The organism is Photorhabdus tasmaniensis, from assembly GCF_011189505.1.
Lineage (GTDB): Bacteria > Pseudomonadota > Gammaproteobacteria > Enterobacterales > Enterobacteriaceae > Photorhabdus > Photorhabdus tasmaniensis.
Map to the genome: position 1 here is coordinate 138919 of NZ_PUJU01000001.1, position 23446 is coordinate 162364.

The following is a 23446-nucleotide window of genomic DNA, read 5'->3' on the forward strand; positions in this document are numbered from 1 at the left end:
GATCAAAGCGCCCTTATGGTAATTTGCGCGGCCATCTTACTGAGCGCGGGTGATATTGATGTAAATGTTGAACTTGCCGATTCAAGTTGAGCTGATACAGAATCTAATGCAGCAGAGATATTACTGTTATCTGCACGGCTTAATGACGATTGAGCATTGTTAACAAATGTTGCTGCTTGCCCCGTTGCTCTGGTCAATTGAATTGCATCTGGCAATGAGTCACCGAGTGATTGAAAAGCCGGATAGCTTTTCCCTAATGGACCAGCAATATTGTTGAGTCCGGTAAGAAGACCTGGTACGCGAGTTAACGCTACGGCCGGGTTGTCTTTCATCTTCTGTGCAATACGTACCGCACTGATAGTCGTTTGCAGTGCTGATTGTGCTTGTTTGGCATAATTCACGCCATCCCTGACTTTTTTAGCCATACCTGATGGTTTCGGTATTGCATTAGACAACGCCTTTGTATTCGGGACATGAGATTTAATGGCAGGCGGTTTCAGTGGTTTTTTAGGATCACCGATATATTCACGTAATGTCACCGAGGCATTGAGGGCAAATATATTACCTACTGAATCCGTTTGTTCACTGGAGGCTGTCACATCAGTAATAACAAACCAGCCACGGTAATCACCATTTCCGAATATTAGCGCGAGTGCTTGATGTTTCCGCATTGCTTCACGCAGCCGATTCAATTCAATATCCGGCGCACAATAATGTTGATGAAAGACCAAGCTAATTTGAATTTCATCCAGTTTCTCACCTACGAACTGCAAGCCGGGCTTACCCTGAATTCGGGCATGTTCAGCATAATCAACACCAAACGTTACATCAAAACCATCCCAATATGTGATTAGCTCAAATTCGATATCACCTAATATCGCAAACATTATCCGTACCTCCGGCGTTCTCTCTGAATGACAATACGCTCCAGCAGTTTCTCTAATTCACGCACACTCAGATTTAAGGCTTTATTAATATCGGATGTAGCCGTTTGTGGTTTACCGCCAATGTATATTTGCGGGGCGAAAGAGATAGAAAAACCATTATTGCTGTCGCTGGCATCTTTATAACCTGTTCGTTTAATTGGATTGCCCGACATCATCTCAGGAGGTGAGATTTGTGGGACGTCAGGGGTCATTCCCTTAGTCAGACGCTGAGTGGCACGAGCAGCCAACGGCATAGTACGATCAATACCAACAACCGTACCTTGCACAATATTATCGCCAAATCCCATAAATACCCGACTGGGAGATTGAATACCTAATGCTTCTTTAAACCAGCTAGAAACTTTGCCACCAAAGTTTTTAATGGTGTCCTTAGCCGTGGTCAGCATATTAGAAATACCATTAACCAATCCATTAACAATATTTTTACCAAAGTCAGTAAAATTATCAGGCATATCAATGCCAAACCATTTCATAACGTCAGCGAATGTTTTATAGAACAATCCCAATGGCGACCAATTTAAAATTAATTTACTGACCTCAAATATTCCGCCATCAAACACATTAGTAATGTCATTCCATCGAGCTGTAAACCAACCTTTGACGTTAGACCAAATATTTTTGATTCCCTGCCATCCCATTTGGAAAGCGAATTTTACTAAGACCCAAAGCCGTTTAAAGAAATTACTGATGGGATTCCAATAGCGATAGATAAGATAAGCGGCCACTGCAATACCAGTGATGATCAATCCGATAGGATTCATTAATAGTGCGCGTCCAATCCACAAAATAGCTCTGCCAGCTACCATCAAACCCTTATAGAGAGCACTACCAAGGATTCTGCCCAACCAGAGAGCTGCTCCGGCTATTTTCCCCAAGATGTTTGCAACGACACCGAATATGCCACCACTACCGATAGCCATTCGAAACAGTAACCAGCGTGTGCGCATTAACATTGTGCCTTTCCAGATATCAGTTATAGGGGAAAGCAAAAGATTAAGACCTAATCTGACACCGATTGAAGCTGCTTTGAATGCCAGGAACCCGCCGACCAGCGTGACAACATTACTGATGAGTTCAGGATTAGCAGCCAGCCATTTTCCGGTCTTGTCCATCAATGGAATAAAAGTTTCGGCTAACTGTATTAATGCTGGACGCAGCGACTGACCAATGCTAATAGCCGAATCATTAAACCCAATCTGAGTACGCCGCCACTGAGCTTCTAAAGTATCGTTCTGTTTATCAAAGTCGGTATCAACAGATTTTTGTGCCGAATTAGTCCCCATGCCTGTTTTGATACGCTGATAATCGCCCCAACGTTGCCGCATGGCCAAGAGATGGTTGACTGTCTGTACGTCGGTGAAAATAGAGGATAGCCCGAAGGATTCCATGAGCATACGCTGTGCATCTTCATCACCTCTGGCTCCCGCTTTTTTCCACTCTTTCATGAGATCAGTGCTTTTACTCTTGATAAAGCGGTCTGCGATCATGATTGAAGCTTCATATTGTGAGTATCCCGAAGAAACGTATCTGCTCATTGAGGTTTGATAATCGACGTCAGCTTCAGCGTATCTTTTGGCAATATCACCACGTCCCATTGAAGCCAGCCAGTTCCTCATATTGGTAGCTGCTTCACCTTCCGTTCCTGCGCCTTCACGGCCAACTTCCAAGCTGGCTATAATCTGTGAAACTGCCTCCTGGCCATATATTCCCTTACCAGCAAATTGCTGTGCCATTTCTGGAAAGTATTGGGCGAGATCTTTTAATTCAAAACGACCCGATTTAGCCCCGAAAACGGCTCGGTTAAAGGCTTCCTTGAGTGCTTGATCGCCTTCAATTTTCAGGGACTCAAAGGACAGAGCCATTTTGGCTAAGTCATTAATATTAGCTTTGGATGCCGTGGCGACGTGGCCCAATAATCCACTCATATCGGTCGATTTCATGGGAGATTTTCCGGCAGCAACCAATGTGCCAACACCTTCCAGCAGGGTTTCTTGTAATTGGTTTGTTTGCTTGGCGTTCTGGCGCAAGATGATTCCGATTTTTTGCTCTTCTTTCGGAGACAGATTGCCAGTGACAGCTATGTCCCTTAATCCTGATTCAAAAGAGGCATACTTTGTTACGGACTGAACAACGGGAGAGGATATCGTGCGAGTTAATGCATAGGTTTCGGCTCCCTGTGCATATAGCGCCATACGATTCGCTTTGGCTGCATCACTCATACTAGCCGCAGACTGTAAGCGCTGTTGCTGGCGGTTCAACTGTTCCAGCGTTCGACTGATGCGTTGTAGATCCGCATTCAAACGCTGGGCACTACGGGAACCAAGTTGACCGTAACGTTCAACAGCACGGTTCAGTGCCTGCTGTCGGTTCTCCAGTCGGCGAGTCGTTTCTCCCAATGTTCCTAGAGTACGGCGTGTACCAGACATGGCAGAACTGAACGCACCACTAATGGCCCCACCAATAATGACACCAATGGAAAATTCTGTTGACACGAATTAACCGCCTCCATTCTCGCGTTTGATTTGAGTGTTGGCCTCATTCAACCAACATTCAAATTCATCCAGCGCCAGATTATCAATCTCGCTCGGCTGGAACCGGAACCATCGTGCCAACATCGCCGATGCTTGCCACACTGTTTTTATTTCCCTGATCCAATCCGATAACTTGCTGAAATCGTTTCTGTAATGCCAGATAATCAGCGACATCCATCTGTTCGATATCTTCTGGTAGCAATCCTGTCGAACGTGCTATCAAAATATCATCCCAGTCAGTAGGATTTTCGCTGGCTCGCCGGGCAGCCTTGATATCTTTAACTTTCAAACGTGATAACTGAAGCTCTTCAATGCGAACGCCAACAGCCGTGGTATAGGGAAATTGAAGATGGTAAGTCGTGGTTGACATGATGATACTCCTCTGTAAGTTTCATTCAGTATCATTCATGTATGGAAACGGAAATATTAAAGGGGATTAAAGAAGAAAGGGGCTGATGCCCCTGTCATTAGTGAGTGCGAAAGCCTTTACAGTTACGGAAAAAGTCTATCATATATTCTTTCCCTTTCTCTGAACCGATATCGGAAAACCAACCTTCTGGAGGAGTCCACTTATCAACCAAGTCGGCAAGCTTTCTGGCTTTGGAGCGAGTGCAGTCATTATTTAGTTTAACCTCCAATATTGATGCGATAATCGGTCAGTTGATCAATGCCGCCAACACGGAAGATATTGGCCAGATAATCCAGTTCTAACAGCTCCTCACCATCCAGTACCTGCTTAATGTAGGTACTGGTAAAGCTACTGGAAAAATCAGCATTTTCATGTTGTTTAAATGTGCCCAGCGGATTCTTCTTAAATAAAATAGTCAGATATGTCACCAATGGCACTTCATCAATGCGCCCCTGTGAACTGAATTTCTGGACGCTGGAACGGCACTGCAATGCTAGAGACTTATAGGGATTGGCAGCAGATAACATGGCGTCACGGTAGAAACTGTTCCACTTGATCTCGCCTTCCAGTTTATCGAAGCCTGCCGGTAGCTCCACCTTGCCGACCATCCCCAGCGCCTTATGCTCCTGCATGGTCATGGAAACGTCTGGCAGTTTCACTTCTTCAGCCCGTCCCAACAGGTTATTGCCGTCAATATAAATATTGGCGTTGGTGATACGGTTAATTTCTATTTTTCCAGCCATTAATTATTTCCCTTTAAATTCAGCAAATATTCAGAGGTAATTTCGGTCTCAAATGTCAGCCGTTCCAGTGGTGGTGGCGGTGTGTACTTATAACTGAGTAACAGATGACCTGATGCCAGCTCCGTTTCTTCGTTATGGGCCGGATCAAACCAACATTTGAATCCCAACAAAGCACCATCGGCAATCAATTTACGACCATAGGCATTCACAGATTCTGTCAGGGCATCTATCAGCGCTGGCGTGATCGGCATATCGATATATTGTTGACTGAAGTAACGCAGGGATTCATTAATCACGTCGCCCGTTCTGCGCACGTTCTCGAAGTTACGCATGTGTGTCACAGTTGGCCATGCGGCGGTACGGTTGCCCCATAAGCGCAAACCAGAGCCATAATTATTGAACACTGTAGTAATCCCTTGTTCATTGAGCTGGTTCACTTCACTTTGTGGATCGTCAATTATGGCGGATAGCTGGCGCTCAATACCTGTGATCCCCATAATTTCTTGATTGGAGGATGACCACCAAAAACCTTTGTCTGCATCAATCTTGGCACGCAGCCCTGCTGCACGAGATGACAAGGGTTCCAAGCGCTCGCTATTGCTTTCCGTATCATAGACTTTGACGTGTGGGTAACACAGCCGGACACGATCAGAACTGGTATTAAAATTGATTGTGCCAGACGGGCCGCGGCCACTGATAGCCTGAACAAAAGTGGTACCTATTGGGGCATCAATATAAGTCATAGCACCCAATTTAGTTGCAAGGGCAATCAGTTCTGTTGTCACACTTAGCTGAGTACAGTAGACAGGAGCCAGCAAAATCTTGGCAAAGAACCCATACAGGTTATAAGTATCATTCAGCAACTTCATACCTGTACGATTACCCGCTGCATTGATGCTGCCAATAATGTCAGCAGGCGTCACTAATGTAGGGTCGGCAAAGTCATAGCTGGCAATCACAGTTGCACCCGCAGCAATGTTTTTACCGATATTCTTGAGGCTGCCTGTTTGAGCATCCAGAGAATAGTCTTGCCCTTCTACATAAGGGGCACTACCAGAGGTGGCTTTTAGTAAGACATTACTGACCACGGGATTAGCCAGTTTCGCTGTTCCTGTGGTTTTATCAAAGCTAATGCTTTCACTGGCAACATTAGCTTTATGCACCTCAGGATCAAGAACGTTAATAACCAGCACAGTTCCCGCCCCATGATCATAAATAGCATCCAGTGCTTGTGGGATGGTAAAACCATTCATTTGAGTACCAAATTGAGCGGCATCTTTTTCTGACAGACAAAGTGTCACTGCATTTACTGGCCCTATCGGTGCAGTACCAATTAAGCCGATCACGGCGGATTTCACTGTCTTGACAGGACGTGAGCCTTTTTCGACTTCGATAGTTTCGACGCCATGCAAATAATTAGCGGCCATTAGTGACCTCCTCAGACTTTTCTTTTGTCTTCCGGATATTTTTTTGCTGTTCTGACAGTGGATGAAGATATCGCAGTGCGATCAATGTCTTCACATAATCATTTTGCTCCAGTAAATCGACAGTTTTTTCTGGCCAGAGCAAGACTTCAGTGCCATCAGCTAAAGTGACGCCGCTTGCCGGGCCTGTATAGAGGTATTTCATTGTTCAGTTCCCTCATAATTGATTTGGGCTAACGGCGGGACATCCGGTAACTCATTGTTTTCGATAAATACACTTTCAGTCGCAAAATCCAGTGTGTATTGCCACAAGCCAGCTATCTCACCGAGAAACGTATCCCGTACCAGCCAACATTTACGTTGGCAGTTCGGTGGTTGGAATCCGCCGAGAACCCGGCGTACATCATCCAGTGTGGCAACGGCACCGTGACGTCCATTAAGCTGACGAAAAACAATGGTGGCATTGAGCATGACAGTTTGTGTCTGCAATACCGTCCCAACATCTTCAGGCTTGTCGAAGCGAGAGCCAGGATAGCTGATTAAAATGGCTCCCACCGGATGGTTCAGCCTGAATTCAGTTGGCCTTTCAGGGAAATACTCCACCTGTAAGCTAGGTAGTTTTTCTCTTAGCCTCATGATAATGGCATCAATGATCGGCGAAACATCCATCAGTATTTCTCCAACATTCCTTTACTCCCCCCAAAGGTGGGACGACGCACCCGAACACGAAACTCCCCCGGTTCAGGGGTATCTTTTCCTGTGGAAAGCAGGCCCAGTGTTAGTTTGGCATCTCGGATGTCAGCCAGTTGGCGCAAAACAATTTTGTAATCATCTATCACGGCTTCAGGAATTGAACCCTCTGGACGGCGGGCATACAGCCGATAGCGTGTTAACGTAATGGCGGCATCACGTAATACCGTGGGAACTTCCGCCAGAGGCAGGATATAACGTCCACGTAAATGGGCATCGATAAGCTCATCGGCATAGCGAATGGCACTGTTAACCACAGTCTCATTGATTGTCTGGGCATTAGGCTCTTCGTTGGACAGCCATATCAATGATTGCGTTGGTATCTGCTCTTGCAAGCCTTTCAATGAGCAATACATGTTATATGCCACGTAAGATGAGAATGATATTACCTGCCGCTGTGGCATCATCCAGCGCAAATCCGACAGATGTGCCGGCAGCATTTTCAGCCGAACTCAGTGGTACTGCACAGGCATCCTTATCCGACTGTACGACTTGCCCACGGGTTATTGGCCCACCAGCTTCAACAGCAATAATGCCCAAGACATTAACTGGAACGACATCACCAGCCTTTGCATCCACTTCAGCTATACCAAGTGCAACGGCTCCAGCCTGACACGGTGCATTATCAGTACCAACTAAACGATGCTGGATGATGTCCGCACTAGCGATAATTGTTGACGTCAATACGGGTTGTTGTGTTACTGCCATGATGGTGTCTCCCTTACTTCACAATATTGGTAATCAGATAGCCAGCATCACCGCCAACAACCGCAACTTTATAAATATCGGTATAACGGCAGTAATTCACCTTGCCGCCAACACCCGGATATTTATCCGCTACAGGCATTCCTTTGCGGCGAAATGTATAGCCAAAGGAGGGTTCATGTTCGTCAGCGCTTTCTGCTCCTGCCTGCGGAGGTGATACGTAATGCAACATCAAATTATCAGCCCAGATATCAACAGGATTTTCTTTAATGCTTGGGGTAGAAACAGGTTCACCGACGACAACGTTTTGGATTTGGAAAAGGTCTTTGAGTATTTCTATTGTGATACGTTTACGTTCGTTGGCTCCAATAGCTGCCTGAATTTCAGAATGAAATTTTAATAGTGACATCACGCTAGCCCCCATTGTCATGAGGTTTGGACGTACACCAATGGCAGTACGAACAACATCAATTCCAGCTTCAATGACTTTGACTGGATTACCTTTGCCACCAGCCCAACGTTCATTAGCTGTCAGACTCTTCACCGAGTCACTAAGATAAACTTCAGGGTCTTGTGCCAATCGAGCTGCATACAGTTCGCGCTTTAGGTTCACGCCATTGGTGGAACGACGGATTGCCTTTGCTTCTTCATTAAATAAAGATTCTGATTTCTCGCGATAATCAACGGGTGCAGCTAGATCATGTTCGTTGAGCACAATATCTAAAGAAGAGCCTTTCTCACGGATCAAAACGTTACTGTTGGCACCAACAGCACGCGTGGTGTCATATTCCACAAAGGCACTTTTACCAAATGTCGGCACACTAGCACCTTCTTTCTCCATTTCGACAATGGGGAAAATATGTTCACCAATGAGCACCGTATTTTTATAACCACGTGCAACACTGGTTAGCACAGGATCAACAATACGTTTGCCTTTCAAATAATCAGACATTTATTTCTCCTCAATAGTTACGTCCGTAGTGTTACAGGCAGCGGGTAACGGCTACGTCGTAACTGATACCTTCTTTCTTCGCCAGAGCGACAGCTTTTTGATGCAACGCCAGACGTTCAGGATCTGCATCAGAAAACTCAGCAATATCTGATGATGTGTTTTGGTCTAGCCGGTCTTTTGTTGCATGTTCACCAAAATCAATAACAGGCTGGGTAGAACTCAGCAGATCTTTAAACGCAGTAGCTAATGGTTTTTTCACATCACCTTCAGCAAACTCGACAGGGGAATCTCCTTGGGTTACAGCGTCCAGCAAGGCAACCACGACAGATTGAGCAGCAGGTGCCAATTTGCCGTCTGCGATCAGCTTTTCGGCAAATGCCACGTTTCCGGCATGTTGCTCAGTTTGTTTGCGCTTTGCGTCGGCAGCATCACGGGCAACAAGCTGTTCTTTCAGGCGAGTGTTTTCATCTTTGAGCGCCTTTTTTTCTTCATTTGTCACGATGTTTTCCTCATGTTGATGTGTGTTATTGGGTTCATGAAAGGCAGGTGCAGGCTGAGTCGTGCTATAAGCTTCTTCACGTAATGAATCCACCTGCCAAGAAGGAAGCGCTTTGTCTGCTTCGTCCATACCGAATTTACTAATCAAAAATTCTCGCAAACGCCCCCAAAGTGAAGCGTTGGTGATATCACCCCAATCAGAGAACTCGACGACACCATATTCTTGTTCACTGAATTCAACCTGTTTCAATCCTTTAATGGCGGGTGGCTTCGCCCCCAAAAAGCCGACATGACGCAAATAGAGCACGCCGGGTTTAGGGTTGTTTGGGGAATCAGGTAAATAGAAAGAAGCAGAAATTTTTTTATAGCGGCCTGCATCGACCAATTCAGCGAACTGAACATCAACCTGTTGAGGCTCCGCAATTAAGTCATCACCGGAAGACGTTAGCGATTTAACCCAACCATAGGCGGGCAAATTGTCTTTTGGATGCCCAATCACAATCGGTGCTTCATGCAACGATGAGTCATAAGCCTTTGCACAAGCTTGCAAATCTGCGGGGCTGAACGGCAATTGTTTGCCATTCATATCGGTATGTGTACCGGATTTGAAAATGTGAAGTGACTTCATTTCACTGCCTCTATTACGTTAATAGAGGCAGTTTCTCCACAATCAGAAAAAACGACTTTTAATCTGCTTTAGAAAAGACTTCGGAAGGAAATAAAAAAGTGGAGAACTGTATGCAATTAGATACCGAAAATTTGAGTCTGTAAACGCTTTATAAAGTTTTTTGTGGATGACAATGATAAATCACCCGCATAGTGAGGCAACGTTTAACGGTGTGCTGCTGATTCAAGATGTCGTTGAATGGTACTTAATACGGCTCTTTCTGCTTCTGGTGATAATTCGCCTTGTTCTGTTACGGGCAGATAAGGCCGGGCTGGTAACATAACAGATTGATCGCGGCCAGCTTTACCTCCCAATTGATGAATACGCCCGTAGACTAAGTTTGTACCGACAACTGCCGTGTGAGAATCATATCGGGTACTGACTGAACGCATCAAACGAGCAGTTTTTTGCAGTGTCTGACCACCACGTTCCTTTGCAGCCACAGAGGATATCCATGCCGGGCGTCCTTCAGCTTCAAAGTTAAAAGCGGTTTCTGCTGACAATGTTCCAGCAATTTTACGCATGGCAAGTGTCAGATCATTAGTAGCCAATTCTAATGCCCGCAGTCCACGTCTTAGGTCTCCATCATTAATGGTGATAGTGATATTACTCATTCTGTCCTCTCAGTTCGCGGCGGGCCAGTCCAGATAGCTCCCCCTGATACCTGGCCAAATCGGGACAATATGCTGCCCCCGGCGAATATGACCAACCTACATCAGTCGCCACTTTTGTTATGCCAGTGTTGAATGTAACAACGGGCTGCATCTTACCTGTTTTTTGTGAAACCAATTTCAACTCCCAGCCCATTGCTTTACCTGAATGCATAACTTTTATCCCTCTGGCACGAACATCATCATGACTGAGGGCAATCACACTGCAACGGCAACGCCAACCATTAGGAGGGTAGAAGGCTTGCCAAAATGGGTCGTCAGAGCGAAATACCAAACCATGCAATGCGAGATGGCTCTTGCGTGTATGGTTATCGTTGATCCCTGTATACATCCAGTACAGTCGGTCATCAATATTTTCCATTTGTTCGGCCCAACGGCCTGCACTGTACAGCACCGACATGTTGGTACGAAAGATAGTATCAAGGCGCCACGGACTACCTTGCTGAACAGTGATACGTTCCTCTGTAACGGGGTCATTGGTTTCTTTCGTTCCCCACCACCCCTTACGTTTTAATGTTGGCTCCAGCTCCTGACGAAACCAACGATCAGTCTTGCCTTCATCTAGTGCCTGTTGTAGCGCTTGGCGAATATCTTCCAGAATATCCAGACGCGTGACTTTCGCCACCGTGAATGCACGGGCATGAGCCTCTTGCAAAAGTTCTTCCCAATCCCACGTTATCTTGTAACCCTTAGATTGCAGATAACCAATGGCTCGCTTGGGAGGTAATGTCATGCAATACGCCAGTTCAGGCGTGGTTATGCTCATGCAAGCGCCCCCAGATGTTAGACACAAACAAAACCCGTGCTAGCCGCTCTTGCAAACCATCTGCGTCCATTTGTGGATAAAGCTCGGCTAACTCTCCTATTAGATCGCTGGGATTAACACCGTTTTGAACACGATAGAACAAAGGAAGCAGCAGAGATTCCAATGATTCATTCAATGATCCTTCATTCATCAAAATATCCAGTGCTTCATCTAAGGTGTCTTGTGCTGCTAAATCTGCGTGAACAGCTTCAGAGAACGCCAGTGGGAGTGATGGAATAGGCGTGGTTGACAAGGTTGTTTCATCAATATCCCCATCCTGCAATTGATATTCGCGTTTCCAGTATTGCGGAGTAAATCTGACACCAGCCTGACTCAACTTAACATCACGATTAGCCTGTGTTTCATCTACCGATTGTTGTTCCCAAAGACGATAGACTGGACATTCAACGTTACCGAAATTCAGTTCTACAACCCAGCGTATAGCCTGATTGATGGCACTGGTGATAATGTCAGCATCAGCATCACGAATATCATCCGTTACCTCCAATCCCGCTTGTGCAGAGGCTTTATTGCTGTTTGCTTCGGTCGTTTGGTTTTGTCCCAGTAACGCAATGGAGATCTCACTGCGAGCAACGGTAATTAAATTCTGGTAAATATCACTGCTGTCTGATTTACCTGCTGCCTCTTTAATCTCAACGGAGGAATCATCAGGAATGGCGGCAACTGCATCATCAATCATCGCTTCCATCGAATCTAATAACAGATCAATTTCACTTTGTGGTGTCCCTCGTGGATGCCTTCCAATTACCCACGGTGAACCATATTTCTCAGCAAAGCGTACCCAAAACTTCATGCCGCCTTTCTTAAAGGTGACGGGCCAGAAGCACATTGATAAATCTGGAAATCCGTAAGGGTTGTCATAAGTGGCGTCTTGACGTGGCGTTACAAATTTATAGAGAGGAACCCGTTCCCCCTCAACGCCTGCATCACGAGCACGAAAACGTAGTTGGTTATCACGATCATAGTGGAACCAGTCAGGTGGCTTGCTAACGATATCCGTCACTGACCATGATTGATGCTGACTCCACATCAATTCACAAGGCTGATAACCGTACAGAACCGCCTCATGCATTTCGCCAATGATGCGTGACATATCCAAATCCGTGAGCATGTCGCGGATAAAGTTAAAGACTTGCACAGGAGCATTACTGCGTTCTACACCACGCTCTAGTGCTTTCACTCCGGCCTTGCGGCGGCGAATACATCCACCAACTAAAGGATCAGTACGTAATTCACGATAGATACAAATATCCCGCCCTTGGGCTTTGAGAATAGGATCAGGATTAGGTAGATATGTCCCCAGACCGTAGAAGTCAATGGAACGGCTACGTGATGCAATTTGCTCAGTAAACGACTGCTTTGATTCGGAAAAGTTAATAAATTCTGTTGGTGAAACCCAGATACCACGTGCCATTAGTATCCCTCCAGCATACGTGCAGACTGACGGCGTCGGCGGGAACTTGCCTTCACCGGACCTTTGTTAATTTCACGGCTGGCGAAGTACGCTAGGGCAAGGGCTATCGCTGCATCACCGTGGCGCTTGCCGCCGTCCGCTTTTGCTTTTGAGCGCTGATCAGGTACACGGGGAACACCGTTAATGACCTGTACTGCTCTCAGGTCATCCAAAGTGTCTTCATCCTTTGGTAGAGCCTCCAGATTGCCGTCTTCCAGCGCAGCCTTCACCGGGGGCATATTGTCACGGTACCAACCTTCTGTGGGCATGACTTGCTGCACACGGCTGGCACCATATTTTTGCATGGCATATTCGGCCAGATAAGCACCGTTACCACGGGCATCAAAGGCTGCACCCAGCAGATTAGGAAGTCCATCCATTAGATACCAAGTGATTTGTTCCTGTTGTTTAAATGGCACGTTGCGCAGTTCCAGCACGAACGGCACTCTACGTACCAGATTTTTTTGTTGCAGCAATGGATAATCCACGGACAAATCTCCACTGCGGCCAAAATCGCGTCCCAGAAACGAACGAGCATCAGAAGGCAATGCATCTAGCAACGGTTTCAGGTTGGCTTTTAGCCATTCTTCGGTATCTGTGCGGCGTATTTCATCGGATTTAAGCTCATATCCTTTCGGACAAGTCAGTCGCAGCAGTGGCGTATCGGGAGACATCCGAGATTCAATCAGAGCGCGGGACAACCATGCTCCGCCACCATTAGCAGGAATACAGTCCAATTCTTCTGATGCTCCAGCTCCATAGAACTTGTACACCGACATCATCCACTGTTGTTCAGCCTCTTGTGACCATTCACGTCCAGTACGTAAGCAGACACGGTGGAATAGTCCTTCAACCACAGCTTCCTTAAAGGTAATACGGTGGATAACGCCGTCTCTGTGTCCTGCCCGGATATCGTTCAGCAACTCATTAAACAAGTTGCTATCCCCGTTATGGGTGGAGATCACTCGCACTTTACCGCCCCAGATAAGCATGGCTAGCGCCGCTTTCAGTAATTCATCGAGCTGTTCGTGGAAAGCAGCTTCATCAATGACAATGATCCCCTGACGGCCACGCAAATTAGACGGACGACTAGAAAGCGCCACTATACGGAATCCAGAGTCTGGAAATTTGATAGTGAAAGTTTTGATGTGCTTATCATCTTCGTCTTCTTCCCAGAATCCTTCTTCAATTTCACTGGCCGCATAGTTGAAAGCACGAGTCCACATTGCACAGGCTTGAATATATTCAATGGTCATATCTTGGTTATAAGCGATGTAATACACATTCATGCCACCCGCAGCGGCAGAAGATGCAGCGATGAGTACATTATCCGACGCTTCAGCCCAAGTAATTCCCGTTCGACGACTCTTCTCATTGACTTTAAAAGGAGATGAGTCGGCCACCCATCGTTGCTGGTATGGCAATAAGACGACAGGTGCTGCTATTGAGGAAGTATCTGGTAGAACAAGTGCAAGCTGACTCATGTAGCAATTCCCAATATTTCCCGACGTAATGCAGCAACTGCTTCGGCAGATAATCCACCTTTGCGTGCAATTTTCTCTGCATTACTTGCAGCAGTTTCAGTCCGTGCCCGAACTTCAGATTGGAATTTTTTCAGATTTACGCTAGCACGAGAAAGTGTAGCTACGTTTTTTGCCACCGTTGAAAGCAGTGTGACGCGCTCTTTTGGCGCAATCTCTCCGTTTTCAGCTTCCTGAAGTTGAATAATACTTTCAAAAAGTTCAGTCTGAATTAAAGCAATCACCGCCTCAGAACGTGCATCTTGATCATCCACGGCACCTTCTGTGAGCATCCGTGCTGCTTCTGTTGCCGCCCGTATTGCACCGTATCGCTTTTCTATTTTTTGTCCATAACGGTGAATAGCAGACTTACTGATTACATAACCTTGATCACGCAGCAAGGTTTCGAGTTCTTGGTATCCACTAAACCCTGATTCAGTCAACGCCCGTTCCAACCAGCGCCGAACGTCTTCAGGGAGTTTATCGATTGTGCTTCGACGCGCCATTATTCACTCCAGTACTTTTCAGGACGAGCAATACCAAGGCCGCATTCGACTGTATATTCAACAACATCAACACCAATACGAGTTAAGTCAGCAAACCAGCTACCCGATGGCTGTTTATTGAGGTCAATTAATTTACGGTCTGCCAGATAATCTAATTCCTTCCGTAATTCCAATGCAGTGACGTCAGGATAAATCGCGCGAGATATATCCAATAACAGCGTTTCACTGGCGGTATATGGGCGGGTTTTATTTAGTGCGACCAATAGACTCCAGCGCAATGATTCACGACGAACACGAGCAACATCAATCATTTTTACCTCCGGCAATTCGGTGCTGCTGCACCATCTCTAATTTGCTGTAAAGCGCATCCAGCTTGGCTTCAATTACTGTTTGACCACGAATATAATCTTCACGGCGCACGTAATTCAGCGGCAAGTCAGCCTTAAACTGCATAAACTCACGTTCGAGCTGAGACCAATTGTCTACGGAATTTTTAAGCGCCTGTTCTAACGAGACGTGCCTTTCCTCCTGCCGCTCTTCGGCCTTGCTGAATAACCACTTTGCGATACCAAAAACGAAACCAAGGAAAGAGAGCAGAAAACCCACGGCAGCCCAAAATTCAATCTGTAGTGTCATTGTTGTAATCCTTCGATGTAATCCAGCAGGCCATTGACCTGCGCTTTCAATGCAAGACACTGTTCCCCGTTGTCGATGATATTGGCGAGGATATCTCGTTGTGTGATACCGGATGGCCGTAGTTGGGCATCAGAGCTTTCATTTCCACGGGACGTTTCATCAGCGCCGGAGGTAACGGAGGCAGGGCGAGTTTGTGCGCCGGGCAGGCTAAAGGCGGCGTTGTATTGCTGCACGAAGCCACGAGTAAACACGCAATTAACAGGATGAAACTGTTGTTTTTCATCCATCCAACTCTGGGTAACATGGTCAATTTTCCTCTTCAGTTGTTGGTTCTGAGTGCGGAGTTGTTCAATATCATTGAGATAATGGGCTTCTGTCTGATGCGCTGAGTGGACCTGCATTTGGTAACGTAGCTGCGAGGCATTGAGTGCTGCCAGCTCACGCTCTGCCCGTTGCTTTTCCAGCAGAAGAAATTCGGCTTTCTGCTGTGCTAATGCGGTGTTTCCTGTCTCCGTTGCTTTCTGAAAGCCCGTGGTATGACCTCTCCAGTGAGCTAAAGCGAACATGCAGATTAGCGACAAAATCAATACACCAGGTTTAGTCCACAATTTAATTGGCACAGCTGGTACCTCCCCAAGCCAAATAACGAAGCGCGAGTTCCAGTAATATGCGTTTGGAATAATGTCGATTTTCTTTCCATGCTGACGCTCTACGGCCAGCATTCTGAGATTCAACATGACCGAACCAGACCCACGGATTGAGACCAACTGCCTCGGTTTTCTTCTTATCCCGTAGTAACCAGCCTAAGCCCCCATTATAGGAAGACAGTACCATCGCCATTCTTTGGCACTTATCGGCAGCTTTAATGCGTTGCCATAACCAATAGTCATAGTGAACCATCGCCCGTATAGACCAAGCCGGATTAAATGGTTCTTTATTAGATAATTCAGGGATACGTTGACTGATCCAGTCTGCGGTTGTAGGCATGAATTGAGCCATACCTTGAGCACCGACAAGAGAAACTGCCCGTGATTTCCAACCACTCTCTTGATGCAACTGGGCAGCAAAATCTGCCACAGGGGCATTCAATCCCCATACCACACGGGATGCCCGAATCAAATCATTGCGGTATTGCTGCGAACGGTGTGGTGGTTCGTCAGCCCATACTGTGCTGACCATACCGCCATACCACAGCAACACACTTCCGATAATCTGCCGCCAATTCATAATCACAACCCTGTAGCCACGCTCAGACAGGTGGCGGCAACAATCAGTGCACGGCGTATCAGAACGGCAGCAAACACCATATGGTAGCCAGCTTGAACGGGATATTTTCCTTCTTTCATGAGTATTTCATCATGTTTCAGATACTGACCGGGCCTTGCTTTCGGGAATAAACTGCGGTCAAGCCAGTACCCCAAGACAACAGACAGAGCAATAAGCGACAATTTGTAGATCACGATAGGAACTTGTTGGGGGGAAACTAAGCCGATAGTGAGCAGCAGTAGAACAGCTGTTAACAACCAGCCACCGAGGCGTAATTTTTTGACGAGTGATACAAGCGATTTGAAAGTTCTCATTGAACTGTCTCCGTAGTCGTTGATGGAAACAGTTTTGCCAATTTATCGGGAAAAGGATTTTAAAGGGCGTTAAGAGCGCACCAGAAAAGTAAAAGACAGGATAAGAGAGACCTGCCTAACGCTCGAATACTGGGTAGGCTATCAACTCACAGGCATGTACTGTGAGTCAACCGAGGCTCTTTCCGTTATTGATTATTGATGACCGGAGAAGCCTAACTCATTTTCAGCTAATGGAAAAGGCTTACGGATAATGAAAGAACAATCTTTACCCATCGTTCCGTGGATTGGTGGTAAACGCCGATTAGCAAAACATATTTTACCGTTATTTCCTGAGCATACCTGTTATGTAGAACCGTTCTGTGGTGCTGCTGCGCTGTATTTCCTAAAAGTACCGAGCAAATGTGAAGTGATTAATGATATTAATGGTGAGTTGGTGAATCTTTATCGCGTGATAAAACATCATTTGGAAGAGTTTGTCCGGCAATTTAAATGGGCATTGGTCAGCCGCCAAATTTATAAATGGTTGCAGATTACCCCCGAAGAAACGCTAACCGATATTCAGAGAGCGGCGCGTTTCTACTATCTCCAAAAGCAGGCATTTGGCGGTAAGGTAGCTGAACATACTTTCGGTACTTCCACCACCAGCCCACCGCGATTTAATTTGCTCAGAATAGAAGAAGAGCTATCAATGGCCCACCTGCGACTGGCAAGAACGATCATTGAAAATATGAATTGGGCACAATGTGTCCAACGGTACGACAGGCCACATACGCTGTTTTATTGTGATCCGCCATATTGGGGTACAGAGGGATATGGCATAGATTTCGGGCTTGAGAATTATGATCTATTAGCAGAACTAGCGCATACCATCCGAGGAAAAATGGTAATTTCAGTGAACGATATTCCAGAAATGCGCAAGGCGTTCAAAGGGTTAACAATGCAAGTAGTCAATATCGGGTACAACTTGAAAGTCACGGGAAAAGTTAAGCAGAGTAAAGAGCTAATTATTTGTAATTTCTAATAACCGAGAATGGCAAGGCAATATATTTGCTTTGCCATTTTTACCTTTAACCTAAGCCAATAGAACGGGATACAAACTGTAAACCTATTCCGAGAGTTTGGCTCACTAAAGACCTTAATGCTTCTTTACTTTCAGCCTTCAGTGTTTCCTTAATGCGATCACCTAATGGGGTTTCTAAGCTATCAGGGATTGCTTTGAGAACTTCTAAACCCTCAGCGGTTAATACAGCTCTATGACAACCTTCAGAGCTCATAGTCCCTGCCAAGTAACCATTTGTCATGAGCCAATCTACTGTATCCAGAAAGAATCTATGATCTTCTACTGTAGTGCAAAGTTCGTCAGAGTATGTTCCATCAGAATATTGAAGGGGTTCACCGATTACCTCTATAGATAAAAGATCTATCTTTAAAGGAAATGACTCATATAGTTTCCCAAATATAATACCTACAATTTCATTAAACTTTTCTATGTTTGTAGTAGACATAAATATCCTATTTGTTTCTAAAGTTTCAATTTCAACGTTCCGCCAGGTACATTCTGTTGATCTAAACAAACAGATTGGCAAGCTAATTTAGATATAGATAAAACTGTTCCGTTATCCTCTATATCAAGAAAACAATTATTTCTATTAGCCATATAATCATTGGGAAGTTTGGAATTTTCATTAATATGAAATTTGATAGTTGTGCGTAAAGGATAGCTGTTTTCGTAAACTGTGATGTCAGTAAATTGATCAGCATATTTATCCAATCCTGGGCACATTTTCCTAATAGTTGGCAATAATTGATTGATAGCGGGATCATCTGTTGCCATTGAGAACACGGGAACTGGGGCTTTTTCAGACTCAATCTGAACGCTATTTTCTGTCTCATCACCACACCCCACCAAAAGAAATATTGTGGGAATTAATAAGTTACGCACAGCTCATACCCTTATATGAAATAGAAAATAACTATATTTTTAAGAATTTCTACGTTGTAAGATGACATCTATGGTATCAATAACATCCTGATTTTCATCTATTATCCTATTTTCTATCTTCCTGTATTTGTCCATTTTTTTTCCACAAAGCGTTATCAACACGACCCAAGAAATAAAGATTATCAATGTTTTATCATTAAGTACCAATACATTAGTAAGTCTTCCACCGAAAAACATCATATAAGCGTTCCATAGGGCAAACGTGAATGCTATAAGCACGAGGCTAAGTAATAGCAGGCAAGGTGTATTGATGTAATAACACCATTTAGCATCTTTATTTTTTATACGTAATTCTCGTTTTATAGCAAGTAATTCCCGACTATCCCTTTCATGAAGCTCACGCGGGCGAGATGGCGTGGGGTTAATATTGACAACTGAACCTACATGAATAGAACCATGATTGTTGCCACCAACGCTGATGGTTATTTGTCGTTCCTGCCCATCTTGGGGAAGTTGTTTAAGGCTATCAAAAACTTGTTCTGCTAATGTTTGTAATTCTTCATCTCTTCTGTTCATGCAAATCCTTTAATTTTTTTAATGATTAACAACCAGCTTTAATACTCTGTCAATTCTACTGTCATCGACAACCGACTCTTTAATTAAAAAGTTATATATTTTTGATGATTGCAGGACGAGTTCATCGGGCGTCCAGCGGCGATTAGCCTGTTGTGCCATCGAATCTAGTTTATGAACAATTTTTCCCAGTAATTCTGCATCTATCTCACTGTTTTTGTAAGCGATAGAGGCTGACTGTTGAACTTGTCCTGTTATTAAGTACAACACATCAAGACCCGCTTTTGCCCAAAGACTTATAGCATCAGCTCCTGGTGCAGATTCGTCTTTTTCCCACCTTATCTGTGATTTTCTTGATGCGCCAACCATCTCCGCGAAATCAGACTGACTAAACCCCAATCGCTCACGCTCTTTTTTTAATCTCTCGCCAAGAGACATTTTTGTCACCAAAACCCTTTAAAAGTCCCATTAATGGGACAATAATGTCATGTATTGTACAAACATCATTGCATTACCGGAGGCCATAACATGACACCCGAGAAAATTAAAAGCCGCTTTCATCAACACGGCATCACTATTACCCAATGGGCACAGGAGAACGGGTATTCCCGTGAAGCTGTATACCGAGTTCTTAATGGACAATCCAAAGCTAACTACGGAAAGGCCCATGAAATAGCTGTAAAGCTAGGTCTGAAAACGCCAAGTTTAGGCATTTAAATTTAGCCTAACTATTTTATCACTTTATGTAACAGATTATCACATATTGAAAAGGGAGAATGTGACATGCGCAAAATTAACGTTTCCAGTTCTGGTACGCGCATATTACGGGTTCTTAAGGCGCTACGTGGTCATTCCTTGTCTGGGCTGAGTAATGGTGAATTAGCGGAATTACTGGGGGAATCTCCCGCAAATATTAATCGTGCACTAAATACATTAATAGAAGAAGGGCTGGCGCAAAAACTGAGTAGCGGCAGATATGCACCAGGTATGCAATTACTGCAAATAGCACAATCGTTCTCTAATGAAATGGCTAACACTCAAGCCAGAATTACAGAAATGAATCAGCGCGTTCTAGCTGGTAGCAGAAATTAATTAACAGGGGATTTATACAATGGCACGCTCAAAAAATACAACATCAGTAAAACTGGCCGAAGATGTTCAACTTGCCGACGATCTGCAGGCCAATCTTAACGCTATGACAACACACCGTCTGCAAATCATGGAACAGTTTGGTGATGGTTTGCCGTATGAACGTGAACGTATCGTTCACGAAACCCGTTTCTATATGGCTCAGAGTGCTGAAGCGATGCTGGAAGCTGGGAAGCGTCTCATTATTCTTAAAGAGAATGAACCTCATGGCGAGTTTGTTGACATTGTTAAGGCTCAACTCGGTCTGGAACCCCGCATTGCTCAAAAAATGGCACAAGCTGCGCTCAAATTTCTTTCACCTGGATTAGAGACAAAAGCGAAAACGTTTTCGCTTTTGGGACGTTCCAAACTGTATGAATTGATGCTTGAAGACGACGATGAACTGTCAGAGTTGGCTGAAGGTGGCACTGTAGCAGGTTTGACATTAGATGATATTGATCGCATGTCTGTCCGCGAACTACGTAAGACCCTGCGTGATACACGCGCTGATCTGGAAACTTCACGCCAGACGGTGCAGGAAAAAAAGGAACTGGTCAGTAGTCTGATTGAAGAAAAATCTGAAATCCAGCACAAACTTCAGCGCCGAATTAATCATGAAAAACCTGAAGAAGAAGGTGCAGCTTTGATACAAGAGGTTAATTCATTGTCTTTTGCTGTTGATGCCGCTATCACCAATCTTTTCAATGGGTTTGAAACGCTTAATGACCATACCACTCGCACCGATATTAGCCATATTGGGTTTATGGCGGGTGTACTTGACGATCTTGAAGTCAAAATTCATAACCTGCGTAACCACTTTAATCTGCCTGAATATAGAGAACGTAACACTATACCTGATTGGGCTAGAGAAGGTGCGGAGGCAGAAGAAGAATTCAAACGACCAGAATGGATGGATAAGAAAGAGGAACATGAATAAATTTGAATTGAAAAAATGCTTGAGAAGAGACTGAAAAAATAAGGGTAATAACATGAATACCACAATGACCGAACGATTAGTTGCTATTGCACAGGCAGCACATAAAGCCGGACATGGCAGCAAAGAGGCAATATATCGGGCGGCTTGTGAAGAGCTGTGTATGTCACGTTCAACATTGATTAAAAAACTTGGTGAAGTTTCTGGTAAAAAGCCTCGCAAGAAACGTTCTGATGCAGGTAATAGCGCGTTGACACGTGAAGAAGCAACTTTGATCTCAGGGGTTTTGATGGAAGCCACTCGTAATACAGGGAAACGGTTATATAGCCTCGAACAGGCTGTCAATGATCTGCGCTCAAACGGCCTGATTAATGCAGGTCATATTGATACCAAAACGGGCGAATTTTCTCCATTATCCATTGACGCTATTAGTCGTGCATTGCGCCAGTACAAACTTCATCCTGAACAGTTGAAAGTGCCTGCGCCTAGCCTACAATTGGCTAGCCTGCATCCCAATCATGTCTGGGAATTAGACGCCTCAATTTGTGTACTGTATTACCTAAAAAATCCTAATAAAAACAATAGAATTGACAGTGGGTTACGCATGATGCCTGTGGCTGAATTTAATAAAAATAAGCCGAAAAATCTGGATCGTATCATTAACGATCGTGTCTGGTCGTTTGAATTAACAGATCACACAAGTGGGTGGATATATGTTGAATACTTATTTGGCGGTGAAACCAGTCAGAATTTTACTTCTATATTGATTAACGCAATGCAAGATCGTGGTGACGCAGATGTATTACACGGTGTACCCCAAATTTTATTTACTGACCCAGGTTCAGCTTTGACAGCACCTACACTACGTAACTTGTGCAAAGCTCTAGGCATTCAAATGATACAACACAAGGCCCGTAACGCCCGCGCTACAGGCTCTGTTGAAAAAGCGCGTGACATCATCGAACGCAATTTCGAATCCGGTTTACGTTTTCGACAGATTGATGATATTGATGAACTTAACCGTCTGGCACGGCTATGGCGTATGAAGTTTAACCGCAGTGCAATACATAGCCGACATGGACAAACCCGTACAGATTGCTGGCTAAAAATCACAGCAGAACAGTTAGTAAAAGCACCTGCCATTAACGTTTGTCGTGAATTGGCAATTGGCGCACCAGAAAGCCGTAAAGTACAGGCAACCTTGCGAGTATCTTTCAGGGGACGTGAGTATGACGTCAGTACTGTTCCTAGCGTGAGTGTTGGTGATTCAATCATGATCACCCGCAATCCGTGGCGTGACAAAGAGGCACAAGTAGTCATTACTGGTGAAGATGGCTTTGATGCTTTCCATCTTGTTAATGAAGTCACTAAAGATGAGTACGGCTTTGCCATCGGTGCACCTGTAATTGGTAGTGAATTCCAGGCCATTCCTCAAACAATTGCACAACGTAATTTAGCCGAAATTGAACAGAAAATCATGGGAACAAACAACACGGCTGAAACTGAAATAGCACGTAAATTGAAAACACTGCCCCTCAATGGTCGGTTTGATCCATATTTGGATATTGAACGTAATGATGCACCAACGTATATGCCAAAACGTGGACAAGCTTCTACGGTACATGGTCCACGTATTGAACAGCTTATGAACCCTGTTGATGTTGTCAAAATTTTACGTGGACGGTTCCAATCACATGGCAAGACATGGTGTGGTGAATTTTATCAGCAAATAGTTAAACGCTTTCCTAATGGTGTTCCAACAGATCAAATTGATAAGTTGGTTGATGAATTCATGGGGCAATCAACAACTGTTGTACACAACATTATCAACAGTAATTAGTTCTTCATAGCGTATATTAAGGAAAAGAAAAATGGCAATTAAAGTTCATGATCCACTACCTTTACTGGTGATTAAAATTACAACTAAGATTTATTTATAAAAGTGACATAGTCTGTTTTCGTGAAATCCATTATAACGTAAGAAGTATATAGGATATTTTTCCAGGGAATGATGTTGCTATCTCTTATTATCAATGGCATATGCAGAAATA

31 protein-coding genes are annotated in these 23446 nt (G+C 44.7%); 5 read left to right on the forward strand and 26 right to left on the reverse strand.

Going from position 1 to position 23446, the window contains the following annotated elements; all coding sequences use genetic code 11:
• Window positions 1-2 precede the first annotated feature (2 nt).
• The 22 genes from C5471_RS00480 to C5471_RS00585 form a co-directional block, all read right to left on the reverse strand.
• The gene (locus C5471_RS00480; RefSeq protein WP_166295513.1) at window positions 3-887 is read right to left on the reverse strand and encodes a phage tail protein; all 885 of its coding nucleotides are present in this window, start codon (window positions 885-887) and stop codon (window positions 3-5) included.
• Window positions 887-3439, reverse strand: coding sequence for a phage tail tape measure protein (locus C5471_RS00485; protein ID WP_133813574.1), 2553 nt, complete (start codon window positions 3437-3439; stop codon window positions 887-889). Before C5471_RS00485 ends, C5471_RS00480 begins: the two co-directional genes overlap by 1 nt.
• 3 nt (window positions 3440-3442) lie before the next feature.
• Window positions 3443-3562 (reverse strand): GpE family phage tail protein, encoded by a 120-nt coding sequence (locus C5471_RS25020; RefSeq protein ID WP_088776128.1) that lies wholly within the window; start codon window positions 3560-3562, stop codon window positions 3443-3445.
• Window positions 3522-3848: a phage tail assembly protein gene (locus C5471_RS00495; RefSeq protein WP_166295516.1), complete on the reverse strand. Its 327-nt coding sequence runs from the start codon at window positions 3846-3848 to the stop codon at window positions 3522-3524. The genes C5471_RS25020 and C5471_RS00495 overlap by 41 nt, the downstream gene beginning before the upstream one ends.
• 257 nt (window positions 3849-4105) lie before the next feature.
• Window positions 4106-4630, reverse strand: a complete 525-nt coding sequence (locus C5471_RS00500) for a phage major tail tube protein (RefSeq protein ID WP_011147613.1) — start codon at window positions 4628-4630, stop codon at window positions 4106-4108.
• Complete coding sequence (locus C5471_RS00505; protein ID WP_133813573.1) at window positions 4630-6057, reverse strand: phage tail sheath subtilisin-like domain-containing protein; 1428 nt, start codon at window positions 6055-6057, stop codon at window positions 4630-4632. Before C5471_RS00505 ends, C5471_RS00500 begins: the two co-directional genes overlap by 1 nt.
• Window positions 6047-6259, reverse strand: a complete 213-nt coding sequence (locus C5471_RS00510; RefSeq protein WP_133813572.1) for a hypothetical protein — start codon at window positions 6257-6259, stop codon at window positions 6047-6049. Before C5471_RS00510 ends, C5471_RS00505 begins: the two co-directional genes overlap by 11 nt.
• The gene (locus C5471_RS00515; protein WP_133813571.1) at window positions 6256-6723 is read right to left on the reverse strand and encodes a Gp37 family protein; all 468 of its coding nucleotides are present in this window, start codon (window positions 6721-6723) and stop codon (window positions 6256-6258) included. Before C5471_RS00515 ends, C5471_RS00510 begins: the two co-directional genes overlap by 4 nt.
• Entirely contained in the window at window positions 6723-7160 is a 438-nt protein-coding gene (locus C5471_RS00520; protein ID WP_133813570.1) for a gp436 family protein, read from the reverse strand. The genes C5471_RS00515 and C5471_RS00520 overlap by 1 nt, the downstream gene beginning before the upstream one ends.
• Before the next feature lies 1 nt (window position 7161).
• Complete coding sequence (locus C5471_RS00525; RefSeq protein WP_133813569.1) at window positions 7162-7512, reverse strand: DUF2190 family protein; 351 nt, start codon at window positions 7510-7512, stop codon at window positions 7162-7164.
• Window positions 7513-7525: 13 nt separating this feature from the next.
• Complete coding sequence (locus C5471_RS00530) at window positions 7526-8461, reverse strand: hypothetical protein (RefSeq protein ID WP_133813568.1); 936 nt, start codon at window positions 8459-8461, stop codon at window positions 7526-7528.
• A gap of 31 nt (window positions 8462-8492) precedes the next feature.
• Window positions 8493-9587: a peptidase gene (locus C5471_RS00535; RefSeq protein ID WP_133813567.1), complete on the reverse strand. Its 1095-nt coding sequence runs from the start codon at window positions 9585-9587 to the stop codon at window positions 8493-8495.
• A gap of 203 nt (window positions 9588-9790) precedes the next feature.
• A complete protein-coding gene (locus C5471_RS00540) occupies window positions 9791-10240 on the reverse strand; it encodes a phage virion morphogenesis protein (protein ID WP_133813566.1) in 450 nt (149 codons plus the stop codon).
• Entirely contained in the window at window positions 10233-11063 is an 831-nt protein-coding gene (locus C5471_RS00545) for a phage head morphogenesis protein (protein ID WP_133813565.1), read from the reverse strand. The genes C5471_RS00540 and C5471_RS00545 overlap by 8 nt, the downstream gene beginning before the upstream one ends.
• A complete protein-coding gene (locus C5471_RS00550; protein WP_133813564.1) occupies window positions 11044-12537 on the reverse strand; it encodes a DUF935 domain-containing protein in 1494 nt (497 codons plus the stop codon). The genes C5471_RS00545 and C5471_RS00550 overlap by 20 nt, the downstream gene beginning before the upstream one ends.
• Window positions 12537-14060, reverse strand: a complete 1524-nt coding sequence (locus C5471_RS00555; RefSeq protein WP_133813563.1) for a hypothetical protein — start codon at window positions 14058-14060, stop codon at window positions 12537-12539. Before C5471_RS00555 ends, C5471_RS00550 begins: the two co-directional genes overlap by 1 nt.
• Window positions 14057-14602: a DUF3486 family protein gene (locus C5471_RS00560; protein WP_133813562.1), complete on the reverse strand. Its 546-nt coding sequence runs from the start codon at window positions 14600-14602 to the stop codon at window positions 14057-14059. Before C5471_RS00560 ends, C5471_RS00555 begins: the two co-directional genes overlap by 4 nt.
• Entirely contained in the window at window positions 14602-14913 is a 312-nt protein-coding gene (locus C5471_RS00565) for a hypothetical protein (protein WP_112896738.1), read from the reverse strand. The genes C5471_RS00560 and C5471_RS00565 overlap by 1 nt, the downstream gene beginning before the upstream one ends.
• Window positions 14906-15238: a hypothetical protein gene (locus C5471_RS00570; RefSeq protein WP_133813561.1), complete on the reverse strand. Its 333-nt coding sequence runs from the start codon at window positions 15236-15238 to the stop codon at window positions 14906-14908. Before C5471_RS00570 ends, C5471_RS00565 begins: the two co-directional genes overlap by 8 nt.
• Entirely contained in the window at window positions 15235-15858 is a 624-nt protein-coding gene (locus tag C5471_RS00575; RefSeq protein ID WP_133813560.1) for a hypothetical protein, read from the reverse strand. The genes C5471_RS00570 and C5471_RS00575 overlap by 4 nt, the downstream gene beginning before the upstream one ends.
• Window positions 15848-16465, reverse strand: coding sequence for a transglycosylase SLT domain-containing protein (locus tag C5471_RS00580; RefSeq protein ID WP_133813559.1), 618 nt, complete (start codon window positions 16463-16465; stop codon window positions 15848-15850). The genes C5471_RS00575 and C5471_RS00580 overlap by 11 nt, the downstream gene beginning before the upstream one ends.
• A gap of 2 nt (window positions 16466-16467) precedes the next feature.
• A complete protein-coding gene (locus C5471_RS00585) occupies window positions 16468-16818 on the reverse strand; it encodes a putative holin (protein WP_133813558.1) in 351 nt (116 codons plus the stop codon).
• 250 nt (window positions 16819-17068) lie between these two features.
• Between C5471_RS00585 and C5471_RS00590 the strand changes: the two genes are divergently transcribed.
• Window positions 17069-17839 carry a DNA adenine methylase gene (locus C5471_RS00590; protein ID WP_133813557.1) on the forward strand — a complete coding sequence of 257 codons (771 nt, stop codon included), beginning with the start codon at window positions 17069-17071 and terminating at the stop codon, window positions 17837-17839.
• A 46-nt stretch (window positions 17840-17885) separates the two neighbouring features.
• Here the strand turns inward: C5471_RS00590 and C5471_RS00595 are convergent, their stop codons facing one another.
• The 4 genes from C5471_RS00595 to C5471_RS00610 are packed head-to-tail and all read right to left on the reverse strand — an operon-like array spanning window position 17886 to window position 19771.
• Window positions 17886-18323, reverse strand: a complete 438-nt coding sequence (locus C5471_RS00595) for a hypothetical protein (RefSeq protein WP_133813556.1) — start codon at window positions 18321-18323, stop codon at window positions 17886-17888.
• Window positions 18324-18340: 17 nt separating this feature from the next.
• On the reverse strand, window positions 18341-18760 hold the full coding sequence (locus C5471_RS00600) for a hypothetical protein (RefSeq protein WP_133813555.1): 420 nt from the start codon (window positions 18758-18760) through the stop codon (window positions 18341-18343).
• Window positions 18761-18799: 39 nt separating this feature from the next.
• On the reverse strand, window positions 18800-19336 hold the full coding sequence (locus C5471_RS00605) for a hypothetical protein (RefSeq protein ID WP_133813554.1): 537 nt from the start codon (window positions 19334-19336) through the stop codon (window positions 18800-18802).
• An 18-nt stretch (window positions 19337-19354) separates the two neighbouring features.
• Window positions 19355-19771 carry a helix-turn-helix domain-containing protein gene (locus C5471_RS00610; RefSeq protein WP_133814237.1) on the reverse strand — a complete coding sequence of 139 codons (417 nt, stop codon included), beginning with the start codon at window positions 19769-19771 and terminating at the stop codon, window positions 19355-19357.
• A 90-nt stretch (window positions 19772-19861) separates the two neighbouring features.
• On the opposite strand from C5471_RS00610, the gene C5471_RS00615 reads away from it, so the two are divergent.
• The 4 genes from C5471_RS00615 (at window position 19862) to C5471_RS00630 (ending at window position 23235) form a co-directional block, all read left to right on the forward strand.
• Window positions 19862-20050, forward strand: a complete 189-nt coding sequence (locus C5471_RS00615; RefSeq protein WP_036777229.1) for a DNA-binding protein — start codon at window positions 19862-19864, stop codon at window positions 20048-20050.
• Between the two features lie 66 nt (window positions 20051-20116).
• Entirely contained in the window at window positions 20117-20425 is a 309-nt protein-coding gene (locus C5471_RS00620) for a helix-turn-helix domain-containing protein (RefSeq protein ID WP_040153029.1), read from the forward strand.
• A gap of 19 nt (window positions 20426-20444) precedes the next feature.
• A complete protein-coding gene (locus tag C5471_RS00625) occupies window positions 20445-21398 on the forward strand; it encodes a DUF3102 domain-containing protein (protein ID WP_133813553.1) in 954 nt (317 codons plus the stop codon).
• Window positions 21399-21450: 52 nt separating this feature from the next.
• A complete protein-coding gene (locus C5471_RS00630; protein WP_133813552.1) occupies window positions 21451-23235 on the forward strand; it encodes a DDE-type integrase/transposase/recombinase in 1785 nt (594 codons plus the stop codon).
• Window positions 23236-23446 lie beyond the last annotated feature (211 nt).

What these genes read in the sequence shown, in the direction of transcription:
- C5471_RS00545 (WP_133813565.1), bottom strand. Translation starts at nt 11,063, where the DNA reads ATGAGCATAACCACGCCTGAACTGGCGTATTGCATGACATTACCTCCC.
- C5471_RS00515 (WP_133813571.1), bottom strand. Translation starts at nt 6,723, where the DNA reads ATGGATGTTTCGCCGATCATTGATGCCATTATCATGAGGCTAAGAGAA.
- C5471_RS00540 (WP_133813566.1), bottom strand. Translation starts at nt 10,240, where the DNA reads ATGAGTAATATCACTATCACCATTAATGATGGAGACCTAAGACGTGGA.
- C5471_RS00585 (WP_133813558.1), bottom strand. Translation starts at nt 16,818, where the DNA reads ATGAGAACTTTCAAATCGCTTGTATCACTCGTCAAAAAATTACGCCTC.
- C5471_RS00500 (WP_011147613.1), bottom strand. Translation starts at nt 4,630, where the DNA reads ATGGCTGGAAAAATAGAAATTAACCGTATCACCAACGCCAATATTTAT.
- C5471_RS00625 (WP_133813553.1), top strand. Translation starts at nt 20,445, where the DNA reads ATGGCACGCTCAAAAAATACAACATCAGTAAAACTGGCCGAAGATGTT.
- C5471_RS00535 (WP_133813567.1), bottom strand. Translation starts at nt 9,587, where the DNA reads ATGAAGTCACTTCACATTTTCAAATCCGGTACACATACCGATATGAAT.
- C5471_RS00620 (WP_040153029.1), top strand. Translation starts at nt 20,117, where the DNA reads ATGCGCAAAATTAACGTTTCCAGTTCTGGTACGCGCATATTACGGGTT.
- C5471_RS00480 (WP_166295513.1), bottom strand. Translation starts at nt 887, where the DNA reads ATGTTTGCGATATTAGGTGATATCGAATTTGAGCTAATCACATATTGG.
- C5471_RS00505 (WP_133813573.1), bottom strand. Translation starts at nt 6,057, where the DNA reads ATGGCCGCTAATTATTTGCATGGCGTCGAAACTATCGAAGTCGAAAAA.
- C5471_RS00550 (WP_133813564.1), bottom strand. Translation starts at nt 12,537, where the DNA reads ATGGCACGTGGTATCTGGGTTTCACCAACAGAATTTATTAACTTTTCC.
- C5471_RS00495 (WP_166295516.1), bottom strand. Translation starts at nt 3,848, where the DNA reads ATGTCAACCACGACTTACCATCTTCAATTTCCCTATACCACGGCTGTT.
- C5471_RS00560 (WP_133813562.1), bottom strand. Translation starts at nt 14,602, where the DNA reads ATGGCGCGTCGAAGCACAATCGATAAACTCCCTGAAGACGTTCGGCGC.
- C5471_RS00615 (WP_036777229.1), top strand. Translation starts at nt 19,862, where the DNA reads ATGACACCCGAGAAAATTAAAAGCCGCTTTCATCAACACGGCATCACT.
- C5471_RS00580 (WP_133813559.1), bottom strand. Translation starts at nt 16,465, where the DNA reads ATGAATTGGCGGCAGATTATCGGAAGTGTGTTGCTGTGGTATGGCGGT.
- C5471_RS00530 (WP_133813568.1), bottom strand. Translation starts at nt 8,461, where the DNA reads ATGTCTGATTATTTGAAAGGCAAACGTATTGTTGATCCTGTGCTAACC.
- C5471_RS00555 (WP_133813563.1), bottom strand. Translation starts at nt 14,060, where the DNA reads ATGAGTCAGCTTGCACTTGTTCTACCAGATACTTCCTCAATAGCAGCA.
- C5471_RS00520 (WP_133813570.1), bottom strand. Translation starts at nt 7,160, where the DNA reads ATGTATTGCTCATTGAAAGGCTTGCAAGAGCAGATACCAACGCAATCA.
- C5471_RS00610 (WP_133814237.1), bottom strand. Translation starts at nt 19,771, where the DNA reads ATGTCTCTTGGCGAGAGATTAAAAAAAGAGCGTGAGCGATTGGGGTTT.
- C5471_RS25020 (WP_088776128.1), bottom strand. Translation starts at nt 3,562, where the DNA reads ATGTTGGCACGATGGTTCCGGTTCCAGCCGAGCGAGATTGATAATCTG.
- C5471_RS00570 (WP_133813561.1), bottom strand. Translation starts at nt 15,238, where the DNA reads ATGACACTACAGATTGAATTTTGGGCTGCCGTGGGTTTTCTGCTCTCT.
- C5471_RS00595 (WP_133813556.1), bottom strand. Translation starts at nt 18,323, where the DNA reads ATGTCTACTACAAACATAGAAAAGTTTAATGAAATTGTAGGTATTATA.
- C5471_RS00510 (WP_133813572.1), bottom strand. Translation starts at nt 6,259, where the DNA reads ATGAAATACCTCTATACAGGCCCGGCAAGCGGCGTCACTTTAGCTGAT.
- C5471_RS00630 (WP_133813552.1), top strand. Translation starts at nt 21,451, where the DNA reads ATGAATACCACAATGACCGAACGATTAGTTGCTATTGCACAGGCAGCA.
- C5471_RS00525 (WP_133813569.1), bottom strand. Translation starts at nt 7,512, where the DNA reads ATGGCAGTAACACAACAACCCGTATTGACGTCAACAATTATCGCTAGT.
- C5471_RS00605 (WP_133813554.1), bottom strand. Translation starts at nt 19,336, where the DNA reads ATGAACAGAAGAGATGAAGAATTACAAACATTAGCAGAACAAGTTTTT.
- C5471_RS00590 (WP_133813557.1), top strand. Translation starts at nt 17,069, where the DNA reads ATGAAAGAACAATCTTTACCCATCGTTCCGTGGATTGGTGGTAAACGC.
- C5471_RS00565 (WP_112896738.1), bottom strand. Translation starts at nt 14,913, where the DNA reads ATGATTGATGTTGCTCGTGTTCGTCGTGAATCATTGCGCTGGAGTCTA.